This window comes from Xanthomonas sp. NCPPB 1638, from assembly GCF_041475635.2.
Taxonomy (GTDB): domain Bacteria; phylum Pseudomonadota; class Gammaproteobacteria; order Xanthomonadales; family Xanthomonadaceae; genus Xanthomonas; species Xanthomonas cucurbitae.
On the sequence record NZ_JCAQOH010000002.1, the window covers coordinates 1 to 14,122 of the forward strand.

General features: G+C 65.2%; 18 protein-coding genes and 1 pseudogene. 14 read left to right on the forward strand and 5 right to left on the reverse strand.

All coding sequences use genetic code 11. The features are described from left to right. From ACCQ13_RS20425 to ACCQ13_RS20435, 3 genes are all read left to right on the forward strand, one after another. Complete coding sequence (locus ACCQ13_RS20425; RefSeq protein ID WP_372372460.1) at nucleotides 1-1,476, forward strand: replication protein; 1,476 nt, start codon at nucleotides 1-3, stop codon at nucleotides 1,474-1,476. Nucleotides 1,477-1,693: 217 nt separating this feature from the next. Further along, nucleotides 1,694-2,002: a hypothetical protein gene (locus tag ACCQ13_RS20430; RefSeq protein ID WP_159408047.1), complete on the forward strand. Its 309-nt coding sequence runs from the start codon at nucleotides 1,694-1,696 to the stop codon at nucleotides 2,000-2,002. Between the two features lie 284 nt (nucleotides 2,003-2,286). Next, entirely contained in the window at nucleotides 2,287-3,228 is a 942-nt protein-coding gene (locus tag ACCQ13_RS20435) for a DNA-binding protein (protein ID WP_159408056.1), read from the forward strand. A gap of 206 nt (nucleotides 3,229-3,434) precedes the next feature. Here the strand turns inward: ACCQ13_RS20435 and ACCQ13_RS20440 are convergent, their stop codons facing one another. Beyond that, complete coding sequence (locus ACCQ13_RS20440; protein ID WP_223214485.1) at nucleotides 3,435-3,863, reverse strand: TraK family protein; 429 nt, start codon at nucleotides 3,861-3,863, stop codon at nucleotides 3,435-3,437. A gap of 342 nt (nucleotides 3,864-4,205) precedes the next feature. Here ACCQ13_RS20440 and traJ point away from each other — a divergent pair, with 342 nt between their 5' ends. The 7 genes from traJ to ACCQ13_RS20475 all read left to right on the forward strand — a co-directional run bounded on the left by traJ (nucleotide 4,206) and on the right by ACCQ13_RS20475 (nucleotide 9,886). Next, the gene (gene traJ / locus ACCQ13_RS20445) at nucleotides 4,206-4,583 is read left to right on the forward strand and encodes a conjugal transfer transcriptional regulator TraJ (protein ID WP_054471493.1); all 378 of its coding nucleotides are present in this window, start codon (nucleotides 4,206-4,208) and stop codon (nucleotides 4,581-4,583) included. Continuing rightward, nucleotides 4,580-6,409: a TraI/MobA(P) family conjugative relaxase gene (gene traI / locus ACCQ13_RS20450; protein WP_274392118.1), complete on the forward strand. Its 1,830-nt coding sequence runs from the start codon at nucleotides 4,580-4,582 to the stop codon at nucleotides 6,407-6,409. Before traJ ends, traI begins: the two co-directional genes overlap by 4 nt. A gap of 239 nt (nucleotides 6,410-6,648) precedes the next feature. Next, complete coding sequence (gene trbJ, locus ACCQ13_RS20455; protein ID WP_159408046.1) at nucleotides 6,649-7,419, forward strand: P-type conjugative transfer protein TrbJ; 771 nt, start codon at nucleotides 6,649-6,651, stop codon at nucleotides 7,417-7,419. Between the two features lie 12 nt (nucleotides 7,420-7,431). After that, nucleotides 7,432-7,665, forward strand: coding sequence for an entry exclusion lipoprotein TrbK (gene trbK, locus ACCQ13_RS20460; protein ID WP_208800749.1), 234 nt, complete (start codon nucleotides 7,432-7,434; stop codon nucleotides 7,663-7,665). Between the two features lie 11 nt (nucleotides 7,666-7,676). Further along, a complete protein-coding gene (trbL, locus tag ACCQ13_RS20465; RefSeq protein ID WP_274392117.1) occupies nucleotides 7,677-9,326 on the forward strand; it encodes a P-type conjugative transfer protein TrbL in 1,650 nt (549 codons plus the stop codon). A gap of 2 nt (nucleotides 9,327-9,328) precedes the next feature. After that, nucleotides 9,329-9,592 (forward strand): hypothetical protein, encoded by a 264-nt coding sequence (locus ACCQ13_RS20470; RefSeq protein ID WP_159408054.1) that lies wholly within the window; start codon nucleotides 9,329-9,331, stop codon nucleotides 9,590-9,592. 60 nt (nucleotides 9,593-9,652) lie between these two features. After that, nucleotides 9,653-9,886 (forward strand): type I toxin-antitoxin system ptaRNA1 family toxin, encoded by a 234-nt coding sequence (locus tag ACCQ13_RS20475; RefSeq protein ID WP_159408053.1) that lies wholly within the window; start codon nucleotides 9,653-9,655, stop codon nucleotides 9,884-9,886. A 218-nt stretch (nucleotides 9,887-10,104) separates the two neighbouring features. Here the strand turns inward: ACCQ13_RS20475 and ACCQ13_RS20480 are convergent, their stop codons facing one another. Genes ACCQ13_RS20480 through ACCQ13_RS20495 form a run of 4 tightly spaced genes read right to left on the reverse strand, consistent with a single transcriptional unit; the run spans nucleotide 10,105 to nucleotide 11,367 of the window. Further along, nucleotides 10,105-10,452, reverse strand: a complete 348-nt coding sequence (locus ACCQ13_RS20480; protein WP_159408052.1) for a helix-turn-helix domain-containing protein — start codon at nucleotides 10,450-10,452, stop codon at nucleotides 10,105-10,107. Continuing rightward, nucleotides 10,449-10,814 carry a helix-turn-helix domain-containing protein gene (locus tag ACCQ13_RS20485; protein ID WP_159408051.1) on the reverse strand — a complete coding sequence of 122 codons (366 nt, stop codon included), beginning with the start codon at nucleotides 10,812-10,814 and terminating at the stop codon, nucleotides 10,449-10,451. The genes ACCQ13_RS20480 and ACCQ13_RS20485 overlap by 4 nt, the downstream gene beginning before the upstream one ends. Further along, nucleotides 10,814-11,107, reverse strand: a complete 294-nt coding sequence (locus tag ACCQ13_RS20490) for a type II toxin-antitoxin system RelE/ParE family toxin (RefSeq protein ID WP_054471487.1) — start codon at nucleotides 11,105-11,107, stop codon at nucleotides 10,814-10,816. The genes ACCQ13_RS20485 and ACCQ13_RS20490 overlap by 1 nt, the downstream gene beginning before the upstream one ends. Further along, a complete protein-coding gene (locus ACCQ13_RS20495) occupies nucleotides 11,095-11,367 on the reverse strand; it encodes a CopG family ribbon-helix-helix protein (RefSeq protein WP_005933935.1) in 273 nt (90 codons plus the stop codon). The genes ACCQ13_RS20490 and ACCQ13_RS20495 overlap by 13 nt, the downstream gene beginning before the upstream one ends. A 196-nt stretch (nucleotides 11,368-11,563) precedes the next feature. Here ACCQ13_RS20495 and ACCQ13_RS20500 point away from each other — a divergent pair. The 4 genes and pseudogenes from ACCQ13_RS20500 to parC form a co-directional block, all read left to right on the forward strand. Continuing rightward, nucleotides 11,564-12,298, forward strand: a pseudogene (locus tag ACCQ13_RS20500) (recombinase family protein); the annotation flags it as partial. A 255-nt stretch (nucleotides 12,299-12,553) separates the two neighbouring features. Then, a complete protein-coding gene (locus ACCQ13_RS20505; RefSeq protein WP_007966093.1) occupies nucleotides 12,554-13,186 on the forward strand; it encodes a nucleotide-binding protein in 633 nt (210 codons plus the stop codon). Then, nucleotides 13,179-13,508, forward strand: coding sequence for a hypothetical protein (locus ACCQ13_RS20510; RefSeq protein ID WP_011997475.1), 330 nt, complete (start codon nucleotides 13,179-13,181; stop codon nucleotides 13,506-13,508). The genes ACCQ13_RS20505 and ACCQ13_RS20510 overlap by 8 nt, the downstream gene beginning before the upstream one ends. 83 nt (nucleotides 13,509-13,591) lie before the next feature. Further along, on the forward strand, nucleotides 13,592-13,906 hold the full coding sequence (parC, locus tag ACCQ13_RS20515; RefSeq protein ID WP_159408049.1) for a ParC family partition-associated protein: 315 nt from the start codon (nucleotides 13,592-13,594) through the stop codon (nucleotides 13,904-13,906). The last annotated feature ends 216 nt before the right edge of the window (nucleotides 13,907-14,122 follow it).

Genomic DNA, 14,122 nt, shown 5'->3' on the forward strand with positions numbered 1-14,122 from the left:
ATGGCAGGACAGGCACAACTTGCCTTGTTCGAGCCGGCCGACGAGGCCGGCACCTACCATGACACGACCAGGACGGGCTTTTTCTCGCTCCTGGTCGCGGTAGGCAAGGACAAGCGGCAGGACTCATACAGGCTAACGGACATGCCCACGATCTTGGGCATGGTCGATCAGACGCGCGACACATGGCTGACGCAGGCGGAGTTCATGCGCCCAAACCGGCGCGTGGTGAATCTGGCCCGTATCGGCCTGCTGTTCGCTGACCTGGACACCTACCGGCAGCCGTGGGCCGCCGGCAGGACGCCCGAGCAACTGGCGGCCGCCGTGCTGTACCACTGCGCCCAGGAAGGCATCCCCACGCCCTCGCTGCTGGTCTATAGCGGCCGCGGCATACAAGCCAAGTGGCTGCTGGACGGCACCTTGCCGCGCCAGGCGCTGCCGCGCTGGAACGCCTGCCAGCGGTATCTTGTTGATCGCCTGGCCGGCCTCGGTGCTGACCCCCAGGCGAAGGACGCAAGCCGCGTGCTGCGCCTGGTCAGCACCGTGAATACCAAGAGCGGCGACGTGTGCCGCGTGGTGCATGTCGAGCATGGCCAGGACGGCCAGCCGGTGCGCTACGGCTTCGAGTACCTGGCCGAAATGCTGCTGCCGGTGGCCCGCTGGACTATCGAGCAGCAGCGCCAGGAGCGCATCGAGCGCCGGCAGCTCAAGCTACTGCCCGGCGGCAAGTCCGACAACCTGCGTGGCTTCTCCGGCCGGCAGCTCGCATGGGATCGCCTGGAAGACTTGCGCAAGCTGGCCGAGCTGCGCGGCGGCGTCAGGGAAGGGGAGCGGATGCAGCACCTTTTCTGGCGTCTCAACTTCCTGCTGCTGTCCGGTGCGACGCACAGCGGGCAGATGTACCACGAGGCGGCCGCGCTGGCCGGCGAGCTTGATCCGGCCTGGTCGTATCGCTCCAAGGAGCTGATGACGTTGTACGCCAAGGCAAAGGCGCACGAAGCCGGCGAGAAAGTGGAGTTCGGCGGCAAGCAGCTTTCCCAGCTCTACACGCCCAAGAACGACACCCTCATCAGCCTGTTTCAGATCTCAGACGAGGAACAGTGCAAGCTCCGCACGCTCATCAGCTCGGACATGGCGAAAGAGCGCGACAGGGAGCGCCACACGGCCCGCCGGCGAGCCGCTGGTGCCGTAGATCGTGGAACCTACCTGGACGCGGCCGAGGCGAAGCGTGCGCAGGCCCAGGCACTCAAGGCCGAAGGGCTTTCCGTGCGTGCTATCGCGCAGCGCATGGGCATCAGCAAGTCCCTGGCGGCCATGTACGCCAAGGAGGCGGCCGCGTGTCCAAAGTCCGTCCGTATTACAGCCGACCAGGCCGCGCCGGTGGCCAACATCGCCGGAAATGACGATGGCGGCCGAGAGGGTGTCCAAAGTCCGTCCGTATTACTAATGGCGAAGCCTACCGGCCGGGGGGTGGTGTGATGTTTTCTGTCGTCGTTTCCTTTCCGGCCGGCTCGGCCGAAGGCCGGAGTAGCCCCCCGCGTTCATATAACGCGAGTAGCCGGTAAGGGCGGTGGGTAACTTGCTTGCACGTTATCCACGGGCCGCGCAGCGCCGGGACGGCGCGGAGGGGCCGAAGGCCCGGAGTAGCCCGCCGCCCGAAGGGCGGCTCCCCCGTCCAGTTTGCCGGGGTGCTGTCATGAGTCGTGCCCGTCGAGCTTTTCCGCCGGAGCTGCTGGCCCAATTGCAGGGAATGCCGGTCACGGCCGCGCTCGATCTCCTGGGCCTCTACTGGAAGCACGACCCGGATTTCAAGCCGATCAAGGACAAGGCCACCGTGCGGGTGAATGTCGCGCTGGGCGGTGGTGGCGTGGAGCTGCTGGCGACCGGGCCGAAGTGGTACGACACCCGAGCCGAGAGGGGCGGCGGCGGGGCCATTGACCTTGCCATGCACCTGTTGCGCCTGGATTTCGTTGCAGCCGTGAAGCGCCTACAGGCCGCAGCCTGATTTTTAGCCGCTAAATTTGACGCCAAGAGGAAGCCGGGCCGGCCGTGGCCTGGCTTTTTTTGTGTCTGGCATCCGACCTCATAGGAACGCGCAGGAGCCACGAAACCGGGTGGGGTAGGGTGGTTGTGCCACTGACCCCTGAAAACGCCCCTGCGAGGGCTGCTAGGGCCGAATTTCGACAGTGACGCGCTCGCGGCCGGGCTGGCCTGGTCGAGAATAATCGCTTGCATAATAAGAAGAATAAGAATATTATTCTTATTATTTTATCCATTGGAGCCAAGGCCATGACGCAGCAAGCCCCTCAAATCCCCGCTGACGTGCGCGAGCGCATCATTGCCGCCGCCACCGATCTTTTCGAGCAGTCAGGCCGTCAGACGATGCCCACGGTCGATGCCGTGCGACGAGCCGCCCGCGTGGATATGAACGCAGCCAGCGCCGTGATGAAGGAGTGGCGCAGGGCGCAGACTGCCCAGGCCGCCCCGGTGGCCGTGGCGGTGCCGGAGGCCGTGCAGCAGGCCAGCAACGCGGCCGTGGCGACGATCTGGCAGCAGGCCCAGGAGCTGGCGAACGAGTCCCTGCGCAGCGCGCAAGCTGCGTGGGAAACCGAGCGCGCCGAGCTTGACGCCATGCGGCAGGAACTGGCCGAGGCTTTCGAGCGCCAGGCCGGCGAGCTGGACGCGGCTACGGCTGCGCTGGCTGCCGAGAAGGCCGGAGCCGAAAAGCTGGCCCAGGAACTCGCCGCCGTCCGTCAGGAGCTGGACGACACCACGAGCCGGGCCGAGAAGGCGGAAGCGCGCAATGCGGAGATCGAGCGCCGGGCCGACGAGTTGCGCACGGAGCTGGACAGGGCGCACAAGGACGCTGACCAGGCACGCGGGGCGCTGGCCGAGCAGCAGAAGGCCGGCCAGGCTGTCGCCGCGCAACTTGACCAGGTGCGCGAGGAACTGGCGACCGTCCGCGCCAAAGCCGATGCCGAGCGCGAGGCGCACCAGGAGCAGAGGAAGGCCGCTGCGGCCGAGGCGCAGCGGGTGGCTGAACGCTTGACGGCAGCGCAGGCCGAGCGCGACCAGGCCATGAAGGCAACTGCGCTGGCCCGCGAGGAAGCTGCCCGCATGGCCGGGCAGCTCGACACGCTCAAGGAGCAATCTGCCGCGCTGCTGGCCCGCATCACGCCGCCGGCGGCCGAGGCCAAGCCCGCGACCAGGAAGAAGCCGGGCGGCGAGTGAGCCGTCAGGGGGGGGCGATTTCACGAACTAGGGGGAGGCCCGGTTATTGACACTTGAGGGGCGCGAGCCTGGCCTTTGGCGGTCAGGTTTAGCCGCCCTTCCTGCTGGTTGGCGGAAGGGAACAGGGGGGAGATTTCACGTCATGGGGCTATTGACACTTGAGGGGCCTGGCTTTCCCTTCTGGCGTCCATCCTCTTCGGGGCGGCTTACAGCAAGTCTTCTTTGTTCGGCGTCGGGTTGAAGTTGAGGCTGGGAATCTTTCCGAGCTGCTCGCCGGCGGGGTTGGCCGGAACTGGTGCGGCCGGCTTTCGCGTGACGGCTGGAACGGTGGCTTGCGAGCTGCTGGCCGACCTGATGGTGGCCTTCGGTGTCGGCGGCGTGGTGGCGGCCGGTGCTGCCTTGATGAACCGCTGGACGTGCCGGCGGAACGTCTCATAGCTGGTTTTCACCCGGCCGGTCTCGTGCATGTGATCGTAGATCGTCGTCAGCGCGTAGCCGGCGTCCATCGCCTCGATCACGTCCGTCTTGACCGCCAGGAACGCCACGGCCGCCGTGTCCTGTCGGCGCTTTGCCTCGGCTTTCGTGCTGGCCCAGGCGGCAAGTTCATCGGTGTATCGGGTTCCCATCAGCATCATTCCGGTTCATGCAATGTGCGCGGGTTCATGCGTGGAAAGCAGTAGGAAACCGCGTGGAAATCAGTAGTGAATCGTTGTTTGTTCGTGGATTCCACTGCATTTTGCCTTACTGCGCACCAATACACCATTTTCCTAGCGAAAAACAATGCAATCCTACTGAATAGCGGTATAGTTTCCTCATTGAATGCAATGCTGAATAGAGGGCAGGATGTGTGAAGTAGGCCCACCACGCAAGCGCGGTGATCCTCTTCACTTCCCCTTATTCGCGCCTGCGGCGCTCAACGGGGCATCCTGCCCTGCGGGGCCAGCCGGCGGCCGCCGGCAACGACAGAGGACGCCAAGATGGAGGCCAACGAGAACAAGGTAACGAGGAAGGGCAGCACGCCCATCAAGGTCTATTGCCTGCCGGACGAACGGGCCGCCATCGAGGCCAACGCCCAGGCCGCCGGCATGAGTACATCCGCCTACCTGCTGGCGGTCGGCCAGGGCTACCAGGTCAAGGGCGTGACGGACTTCGAGAACGTGCGCGACCTGGTGCGCGTGAATGGCGACCTCGGCCGGCTGGGCGGCCTGCTCAAGCTCTGGCTGACCGACGACCCGCGCACGGCCCGCTTCGGCGACGACACCATCCGGGCGCTGCTGGCTCGGATCGAGGCGACCCAGGACAAGATCAGCACCATTGCTGAAAGCGTGGTGCGGCCGCGAGGCGGGCAATCGTGATCGCCAAGCACGTGCCCATGCGTTCGCTGGGCAAGTCCGACTTCGCCGGCCTGGTGCGGTACGTCACCGACGCGCAGAGCAAAGACCATCGGCTGGGCCAGGTGCAGGTCACGAACTGCGCGGCCGACACCGTGCGCGACGCCATCACCGAGGTACTGGCGACCCAGCAGGCCAACACGCGGGCCAAGGGCGACAAGACCTATCACCTGATCGTCAGCTTCCGCGCCGGCGAGCAGCCGAGCGCTGACACCTTGCGGCAGATCGAGGCCCGCATCTGCGACGGGCTGGGCCTGGGCGAGCATCAGCGCGTCAGCGCCGTGCATAACGACACCGACAACCTGCACATCCACATCGCCATCAACAAGATTCACCCGACCAGGGGCACGATGCAGGAGCCGTACTACTCGCATCGGGCGCTCGCCGACCTCTGCACGACCCTGGAACGCGACTACGGCCTGGAACGGGACAACCATGAGCCACGCCAACGCGGCGCGGCGGCCAGGGCCGGCGACCTGGAACAGCACGCCGGCGTGGAAAGCCTGGTCGGCTGGATCAAGCGCGAATGCCTGGACGAGATCAAGGGCGCGGCGAGTTGGGCCGAGCTGCACCAGGTCATGCGCGACAACGGCCTGGCGCTGCGCGTACGTGGTAATGGCCTGGTCATCGAGGCCGGCGACGGCACGATCATCAAGGCCAGCACCCTAGCCCGCGACCTGTCCAAGCCCGCCCTGGAAAAACGGCTCGGCGCGTTCGAGGCATCGCCCGAGCGTCAGGCCGCGCCGGCCCGGCGCAGCTACCAGAAGGGCCGACCGCTGCGCTTGCGCGGCGGCCTGGACACGACCGAGCTTTACGCCAGGTACAAGGGCGCACAGCAGACCCTCACGGCCGCCAGGGCCGGCGTGCTGGCCGAGGCGAAGCGCCGGAAGGATCGTGCCATCGAGAACGCCAAGAAGGCGGCGGCCGCCAGGCGGGCGGCCATCAAGCACCTGACCGATGGCCGGCTGACCAAGAAGCTGCTGTATGCCCAGGCCAGCGCCGCGCTGCGGGCCGACCTGGAGGCGATCAACAAGCGCCACGACCAGGAGCGAGCGGCGATCTACAACGAGCACCGCCGGCGGCCGTGGGCCGACTGGCTCAAGCAACAGGCGACGGCCGGCGACGGCCAGGCGCTCGATGCGCTGCGCGCCCGCGAGGCGGCCCAGGGCCTCAAGGGCGACACCATCCAGGGTGACGGCCAGGTGAAGCCCGGCCATGCGCCGGTGATCGACAACATCACGAAGAAGGGCACGATCATCTACCGCGCCGGCAGCGCGGCCGTGCGCGATGACGGCGAGCGCCTGGCCGTGTCCAGCCAGGCCGACCGCGCCGGCGTGGCGGCGGCGCTGCGTCTGGCGATGGAACGCTACGGCGAGCGCATCACCGTCAGCGGCAGCGTGGAGTTCAAGGCGCAGGTCATCCGTGCGGCCGTCGATGCCCAGCTACCCATCACCTTCGCCGATCCGGCGCTGGAAAGCCGGCGGCAGGCCGAGGCCACCAAGGCCCAAGCCAAGCGCCGGCCAGGCGTGCCGGCAGTCGGCCAGAAACCGCCACCAGGTCGCCGGCATGGCCTGCGCACACTCGGCCAGCTCGACGGCCTGCACATCGAGGGCGAGGCCCAGCAGCCGGCGCAAGCGCCGACCCAGGCCACACCGGCACCGCCGGCGGCCAAGGTGCAGCCGCCGGCCCGGCCCGCGCCGTCCGAGCTGGAACAGCGCGAGGCGCGGCTACGAGCACAGATGGAAGCCAAGAAGGCGAAACGCCAGGAGGGCAAGAAGCGCGGGCGATGACGCTTGCGAACTTTCGGATGTTCGATTAGCATCCAAGTTAGCAGCTAGAAGCTATATAGCAGCTAGTTAGCTTACACCGATGTTCAACAAAAATGGCCGGGCGCAACGGTGTCGCCCAGGTCGGGTACCGGGACAGCGATTCGTGGCGTGCTGTCTCTGTGATGGCCCAACGCCGCCAGTTGCCGACAAGGCAGCAGGCCGGCGCAGCGCAGCCGCTCATCACATCGAGGAACTCGACCATGAAACACGTCCGCCTTTTAGCGGCTAAAACCGCGCTCGCCGCTGCCCTGGCCGGCAGCATCATCATCACCCCGGCGCAGGCCGGCATTCCCGTCATCGACGGCGGGAACCTGGTGCAGAACGTCATGACGGCCATTGAGTCGGTGGCGCAGACGCTCAAGCAAATCGAGCAGTATCAAACCCAGCTCCAGCAGTACGAAAACATGATCCAGAACACGGTCGCGCCGGCGGCCTATATCTGGGATCAGGCGCAGTCCACGATCAACGGGCTGATGAATGCGGTCGATACGCTGAACTACTACAAGACCCAGCTCGGCAGTCTCGATGCCTACCTGGGCAAATTCCAGGACGTGGCCTACTACCGCAGTTCGCCTTGCTTCAACGGCTCCGGTGGCTGCACGCCGGCCGAGAAGGCTGCGATGGAAGAGAACCGCCGCCTGGCGAGTGAAAGCCAGAAGAGGGCCAACGATGCCTTGTTCAAGGGCCTTGAACAGCAGCAGCGCAATCTCACCGCTGATGCTCGGCAGCTCGAACGGTTGCAGTCAGCAGCCCAGGGCGCGAACGGCCAGATGCAGGCCATCGGTTATGCCAACCAGCTTGCCGCCAACCAGGCAAACCAGCTTCTGCAAATCCGTGGCCTGTTGATCGCGCAGCAGAACGCGCTTGCGGCACGTGAGGCGGCCGAGATCGACTCCGATGCACGAAGCGAGGCCAGGGCCAAGCAGTTGCGCACTTGGAACTACCGGGCCAGCCCGGCCGACAACTTCTAAGGGGATACGGTCATGAAAAAGATCATGCTCCTGGCGGTTGTAGCGGCGGGGCTGGCTGGATGCGGCGATGACGCTATGCCAGAGCCGAACGCGGCAACGTGCAAGCCGCCGACCTATCAGCAAGCCCTTAGCGAGATCAAGAGCGAAGCCAAGCGGGCGGCCTTCATTGAGGAATGCAAGGCGTTCCAGAAGGCCCAGGACATGCGGAAATGGGAGTTCAAGCCCAGTCCCGCCGACAACTTCTAGAGGCCGTCAGCATGAAAAAGCTACTTCTGGGCGGCCTCGCGGCCGTGTTCATAGCCATGCTGTCAGAGCCTGCAATGGCTCAACAGCTCAATAGCAGTGGTGTCATGAATGACGTCCTGCAACGCTTCCACAATGCTGCATCGACGTGGGGGCCGGCAATCGAAGCTGCCGCCAGCCGCTTGTTTTGGGCGCTGGTGGTGATCTCGATGGTCTGGACGTTCGGCATGATGGCCTTACGCAAAGCCGACATTGGTGAGTTCTTCGCGGAGTTCGTCCGCTTCACGATCTTCACCGGCTTTTTCTGGTGGTTGCTGACGAACGCCACCACAGGCATGAACATCGCCGGCACCATCGTTCAATCCATGCAGCAGCTCGGCGCACAGGCTGGTGGCCTTGGTGATAGCAGGCTGGGGCCATCCGCAATCGTGGATATCGGTTTCGAGCTGTACGACCGCACTGTCGAGGCCACTTCCGAACTGGGGTGGCGACGTATGGGAACGGCCATCGTCATGGAGCTGATGGCCCTAGGCGTTTTGCTGGTGCTCGCGCTCATCGCCGTGAATCTGCTCCTTCTCCTGGCGTCAAGTTGGGTGCTGCTCTATGCCGGCATCTTCTTTCTCGGCTTCGGTGGTTCGCGGTGGACTTCCGATATAGCGATCAACTACTACAAGACCGTGCTGGGCATTGCCGCGCAGATTTTGGCGATGGTGCTCATTGTCGCCATCGGCAAGCAGTTCTTGACGCACTACTACAGCCAGATTAGCGGGAACATGGCGGCTCAAGAGCTGGCCGTGATGCTTGTTGTGGCTGTCTGCCTGCTGTTCCTGGTCAATAGGATTCCGCCGCTGATTTCCGGCATCGTTTCGGGTGGCGGCATTGGTGCGGCTGGTGGAATCGGAAACTTCGGAGCCAGCAGCATCGCGGCAGCCGGCGGTGCTGCTATCGGTGCAGCGGCGGCGGTCGGATCAGCGGTTGCCACTGGAGGCGCGGCATTGGCGGCCGGTGCGGCTTCCATTGGCGGCGGTGCGTCGGCGATCAAAGCCGCGTTCGAGAAAGCGCAGGGCTACGCAGCAAATGACGCGGGCAGCATGCCCATGTTCGGCGGCGGCTCCGATTCCGGCAGTGATGCAGGCTCGTTTGCACAAGCTGCTGGCTTTGGTGGCGGTTCAGGCTCAGGTGCGGGCACCACTACACCACTTGCACAGGCCGCCGGCTTCGGCAGCAGCTCGGGCAGCGGTGCCAGCGGTTCGGGTGGTCGCAATGGGCAGCAGTCCGGTAAATCGGATGGAGGTTCCAGCTCGAAGGGCAGCGAGGGTGGCGGCTCGAAGGCCAGCGCCGGCGGTGATGCCGGTGGCACGAAGTCCGATCAGGGAGCGAGAAGCCTTATCGCGGCGACGGCTGCGAACTTGGCACAAGGCATCGGCGACGTTGCGAAGGCCAAGGCCGCCAGCATCCGGGACGCCGCTGTTGAACGTATGGCCGACACGACCGGCGGAAAGATTGCCGCTGCGATCAGAGCGAGCAGTCAGAACGACCAGGCGGCCGAGGGGATGCCCACCTTTGGAGGCGACAGCCTGGCGGGGGCTGATTCGGCCGCTTCCGATCCCGAGTCCGAAGTGGCCGCGTTCGCCAACCGCGACCACGGTAAATCGGAGGCGTGACAATGAAACGTAGCGGCTTTTTCGACTGCCTGGCGCTCGACCAGGTGCAGCGGCCGGCGGTGGAGTTTGAACCGCCTGGCGATCAATCAACCGAGCTTGATGCAGCGGCGGAAGTGGCGGCCTTCGTTGATCGCCCTGCCCCGTCTGCCATCGAGGTCACCAGGCCGGCGGCCAGGTCATCGAGCAACAGCCACAGCGGCAGCAACAGGAACACGCCGCTGGCAGAAGCCGCCGGCTTCTACAGCAGCGGCCAGCGGCGGCAATAAGGCGCCGGCCGGCGTGGGGCCGGCCGACTTCCACAAACCCACCTGATAGAGAGGTGAATCATGGCAACTTTGAATCCTACCAATGCAATCGCAACTCAGGCAGTCCATCACGCGGCCGCGCAGCTCGCGGCCCTGGACTGGATCGACCAGGACGCGGCGCGGCAGCTCTCGCCGATGGCTGAGGCCGTCGCCAATATGTTCATGGTGTTGTACTACCAGGCCGAGACGGGCCAGGCCACGCGGGACGATTTCCGCCAGGCCCTGGACGCGGTGCGGCAGTCACTCGCCGCGTAGGCTCCACCAGGAACAGCAAGGGCGGCCCAGTGGCCGCCCTTGTCGTTTTCGGGCCTGCATCGCCGTTTCCGACGATGCGCGCCGGCGTGCTCGAGCATCGCCAGATCGAGCGATGACGGCCGCCCTGCCCTTTCCCTTGGCGTGGATCTCGCATCGTCATTTCCGGCGATGAGATCCACCTGCAGCACCGCCAGAAATAGCGATGCTGGCCAGCTCCCCTACCCTATGCCGTGCATGGCCCGCGCACGTGCCGCGACCTGGTGCGCGTGCTCGATGTAATCCGCATCGCCGGTGGCTTCGGCGTCGGCAAGGAACCCGGCTATGGCTTCGGCGGTTTGCAAGTCTTCGGGCAGCAGCTCACGGCCAACGGCCGGGGCATCCACCCATTCGCGTTGCTCCGGCGGCAATGGATGCTGGCCGGCCGCTTCGGCCTCGGCCAGCAGCTCATCGAGCGTGTAGCGCACCCGGCCGGCCGAGACGGCGCGGGCCGGATCGGCTTTCAGCTCGTCATGGGCCGGGCCGGCCTTTTCATGCAACCAGGTTTCCAGGTTCTTCGGGTCAGTCATCGGCCGGCCTCATCGAGCAGCGCCGCCAGGCGGGCCAGGTCATCGACCGAGTGCGCCCGAAAATGGCCGGCCAGCAGCTCGCCCAGCTCGGCCGACATCAGTCCAAGAGCTGCCGCCGCATGGTCGCTCGACAACTTCCGTGCCTTGATGGCCTCGCCGATCTTGGTCACGAGCTGGGCCTTGACCAGCATTTCGTCGGCGTCGGGAAAGCCCAGGTCGGCATAGACGTTGGTGCTGCCTTGTTGAACATCCGGCGTGTCGTCGGCGTTCAGCTCGGCCAGCAGCTCGGCCACCGAGCCAACCCGCGTCACGTGGCCGGCTCGGCTATCTGCAATCGCTTCCTCGGTTTCCTTCCTGCCCATCAGTAGCCTGCCTCTTTCTGGTGCCGGAAGGCCAGAACATACACCGCATCGTCGGCCGGTTCGTGGCGGTACAGGGCCACATAGCCGGAATCCCCGAAGGCAATCACCAGCTCGCGCAGCTCGGGCATTTCAGGGAACGGCCGGCCAATGTCGGGGGCCGTCTCCAGCAGCAGGAATTGCCGCTCGATGGCCTGGCCGGCACGCCTGGCGGCGTCCGGTGCCTTGACGGCCAGGAACCGCCGGCATCGTTCCAAGCCTTCCGCCGCGCCTTCGGTGACGATTACTTGTGGCACTCAGGCACCGCCCTTTCGTCACTGGTGCCCCAGGTGTTCAACCAGGTGCGAACTTCCTGGCCGGTCAGGTGACGGCCGGTTTCCTTGTAGGCCGCCCAGGATGCCAAGGCTTCCTGCTTGAAGCTCTCGCGGGCTTCTTCGCGCTCGACGTACTGCTGGATCGCTTCGAGCATGATCCAGTGGGGCGAGCGGCGGCGCTGGCTGGCGAGGTGGTGGACTCGACCTTTCAGCGTGTCGTCGATCTTGAGAGACGTTGCCATAGTGGGCCTCTTATCACGTAGTAATACCTAGTGATAATAGCCCTTCCCTGCCCCCGAGTCCATCGCGCTGAAACTGTCTTGAAAAGGCTCTTTAGGGATGGCGTTTTGAGCTAGGCGCATATAGATCGCACTTTTATAAATGAGCCTACCGGGCTACGATAGGCGCATTCAGGTATGCCCAAAGGAGCCGGCCAACATGACCAGAACGAAGCCAGCAGCCGCGCCGATGGTGGCGCGGGTCTATCTGCGCGTCAGCACTGACGCGCAAGACCTTGAACGCCAGGAAGGGATCATCACGGCCGCGAAGGCCGCCGGGTACTACGTCGCCGGCATCTACCGCGAGAAGGCATCCGGCGCACGCGCCGACCGGCCCGAGCTGCTGCGCATGATCGGCGACCTACAGCCCGGCGAGGTGGTCATTGCCGAGAAGATCGACCGCATCAGCCGCCTACCCTTGCCCGAGGCCGAGCGCCTGGTGGCCTCGATCCGGGCCAAGGGTGCGCGCCTGGCCGTCCCTGGCGTGGTCGATCTATCCGACCTGGCGGCCGAGGCCCAGGGCGTTGCCAAGATCGTCCTGGAATCCGTCCAGGACATGCTTTTGAAGCTGGCCCTACAGATGGCACGCGACGACTACGAGGATCGCCGCGAGCGGCAGCGCCAGGGCATCGAGCTGGCGAAGCGGGACGGCCGCTACAAGGGCCGGCGGGCTGATCCGAAGCTGCGCGCCCAGGTCATTGCGTTGCGCAGCATCGGCCAGAGCATCGCGGAGACGGCCAAGCTGGCCGGGTGCAGCGTGGCCCAGGTCAAACGGATATGGGCCAGCCGCGACATGAGCCAGGCCGAGGCGGCCAGGCATGGCGCTTTCGTGGAGGATGCCTTGACCGAGGCCGACGCCGGCGCGGCGGCCGACGTGGAGCAGGGCGCGGCCGAGCTGCCCGAGCCGGCTTTCCTGGACGACGAAGGCCCGGTAGCCGACCTGCCGATGCCCCCGTACCGAACCCAAAACCTGCCGCAAATCCTGGCGGGCCTCGCCGATGACGAGCTGGCGACGTGGCCCGGCGACCTGGCCGACGCCGAGCGGGCGCGGCGGCGCAATTTTAGCAGCTAAAAGCTATCTAGCCACTATCTTACATCTAGCTTCTATCTTATAATCGATGCTACCTAGCAGCTAGATAGGGGCTAAATCATGGCGGCTATTGTCGCATTCGTTTCACAGAAAGGCGGCGTCGGGAAATCCACCCTGGCGCGCGCCCTTGCACGCGAAGCGGCCGCCGGCGGCTTGCGCGTGAAGGTGGCCGACCTGGACACGCAGCAGGGAACGGCTGTCGATTGGCACCGCCTGCGGCTTTCCCAGGGCATTGAACCCGTGGTGTCCGTGGAGGCGTTCGCCACGGCCGCGCAGGCGCTGGAAGCGGCCAAGGGGTACGACCTTCTCATCATCGACGGGCCGGCCCGCACCAGCTCGGCAACGCTCGACATAGCCCGCGCTGCCGATCTGATCGTGCAGCCGTCCGGCGCATCGAGGGATGACCTCATTCCGGCCGTGCGCGAGTTTCACGCACTGACGAAGGCCGGTGTCCCGAACGACCGCCTGGCGTTCGCCCTCAACCGCATCGGCACGCCGGCGGAAGAGGTTGCGGCGCGGGTCTATTTGCAGCAGGCCGGCTACACCGTCCTGGACGGGAGCCTACGCGACCGGCCGGCCTACCGCCAGGCGCAAAACACCGGCCACAGCATCACGGAAACCCGCTTTGCGGGCCTGAACGAGCGGGCCGACACCCTCATTCAATCGCTCATCGACCGGGTGACAAATGGCTGACGTATCCAAGCTCAAGAAACTGAAAGGCCGGCGCGACGAGCTGGGCGCACCGCCGACGTTGGACGAGGCCAGCACGAACCTGACCGCGCCGGAGGTTGCGCCGGTAGCCAGGCCGGCCGCCGCCAACCCACCACCGCAAGCGCCGGCGGCCAAGAAGATCGACGGCCGGAGCGCCCGCAAGACGAACCGCACGGTGCAGTTCGCCACGCGGGTGACGCCGGAATGGGATGCTCGCATCCGCGCCCTGGCGCAGCGTGAAGGTGTGCTGCTGGTCGAGATACTGGAAAAGGCCCTTGACCACTACGAACAATCTAGCAGCTAGTTTGCTGCTAGGTAGCAGCTACATAATCGAAAACCGACACCTGCATTTTTCGTTAATGCTGGACACTGCTGCGAAGGTGGGGCATGATTACGTTTGATTCAAAGGCTGTCATCAATCCGACCGCGTTTAAGGAGGTCGTTTTGGTTGGTGGCGTACAGGGTGCGACTGTCACCGTTGCAGAGAAGGGCTTGGTTCTGGCGCTTCGGATCGGCGGAGAGAATCGCATCCTTGGGCAGTATCGGGGCGGCCCCCGCTACTTCCGCACGATTGACGCGGCGGCGTCGTTGCTGATCCAGCACGGCATCTACCGCTTCGAGGCGGACGTGGCCGGGTGGAAGCCCAAGACGCTGACCCGTAAAGGTGGCGAGCTGCTGGGTGGCACCAGCATCGAGCCGTAAAAAAGCAAAAGCCCCGTTTGGCGACGGGGCTTTGGCAGGAGATGGGGTCTAGCCTGTAGGCGTTTTGGCGAACGGCTGCGGGTCAAGACACCGGAGAACTGAGGTTTGTTGGTGTTGTTGGAAACAGCAACGCACAACAGTTTAGCTAAACCCCATTCTACGGCCTGACCCCTTCAATGGCAAGAGTCACGCGCGGATTCCGTGCGGGAAGGGGTT

Excerpts from the sequence above, each read along its gene's own strand:
- ACCQ13_RS20425 (WP_372372460.1), top strand. The coding sequence starts at position 1 with ATGGCAGGACAGGCACAACTTGCCTTGTTCGAGCCGGCCGACGAGGCC.
- ACCQ13_RS20430 (WP_159408047.1), top strand. The coding sequence starts at position 1,694 with ATGAGTCGTGCCCGTCGAGCTTTTCCGCCGGAGCTGCTGGCCCAATTG.
- ACCQ13_RS20435 (WP_159408056.1), top strand. The coding sequence starts at position 2,287 with ATGACGCAGCAAGCCCCTCAAATCCCCGCTGACGTGCGCGAGCGCATC.
- ACCQ13_RS20440 (WP_223214485.1), bottom strand. The coding sequence starts at position 3,863 with ATGATGCTGATGGGAACCCGATACACCGATGAACTTGCCGCCTGGGCC.
- traJ (WP_054471493.1), top strand. The coding sequence starts at position 4,206 with ATGGAGGCCAACGAGAACAAGGTAACGAGGAAGGGCAGCACGCCCATC.
- trbJ (WP_159408046.1), top strand. The coding sequence starts at position 6,649 with ATGAAACACGTCCGCCTTTTAGCGGCTAAAACCGCGCTCGCCGCTGCC.
- trbK (WP_208800749.1), top strand. The coding sequence starts at position 7,432 with ATGAAAAAGATCATGCTCCTGGCGGTTGTAGCGGCGGGGCTGGCTGGA.
- trbL (WP_274392117.1), top strand. The coding sequence starts at position 7,677 with ATGAAAAAGCTACTTCTGGGCGGCCTCGCGGCCGTGTTCATAGCCATG.
- ACCQ13_RS20470 (WP_159408054.1), top strand. The coding sequence starts at position 9,329 with ATGAAACGTAGCGGCTTTTTCGACTGCCTGGCGCTCGACCAGGTGCAG.
- ACCQ13_RS20475 (WP_159408053.1), top strand. The coding sequence starts at position 9,653 with ATGGCAACTTTGAATCCTACCAATGCAATCGCAACTCAGGCAGTCCAT.
- ACCQ13_RS20480 (WP_159408052.1), bottom strand. The coding sequence starts at position 10,452 with ATGACTGACCCGAAGAACCTGGAAACCTGGTTGCATGAAAAGGCCGGC.
- ACCQ13_RS20485 (WP_159408051.1), bottom strand. The coding sequence starts at position 10,814 with ATGGGCAGGAAGGAAACCGAGGAAGCGATTGCAGATAGCCGAGCCGGC.
- ACCQ13_RS20495 (WP_005933935.1), bottom strand. The coding sequence starts at position 11,367 with ATGGCAACGTCTCTCAAGATCGACGACACGCTGAAAGGTCGAGTCCAC.
- ACCQ13_RS20505 (WP_007966093.1), top strand. The coding sequence starts at position 12,554 with ATGGCGGCTATTGTCGCATTCGTTTCACAGAAAGGCGGCGTCGGGAAA.
- ACCQ13_RS20510 (WP_011997475.1), top strand. The coding sequence starts at position 13,179 with ATGGCTGACGTATCCAAGCTCAAGAAACTGAAAGGCCGGCGCGACGAG.
- parC (WP_159408049.1), top strand. The coding sequence starts at position 13,592 with ATGATTACGTTTGATTCAAAGGCTGTCATCAATCCGACCGCGTTTAAG.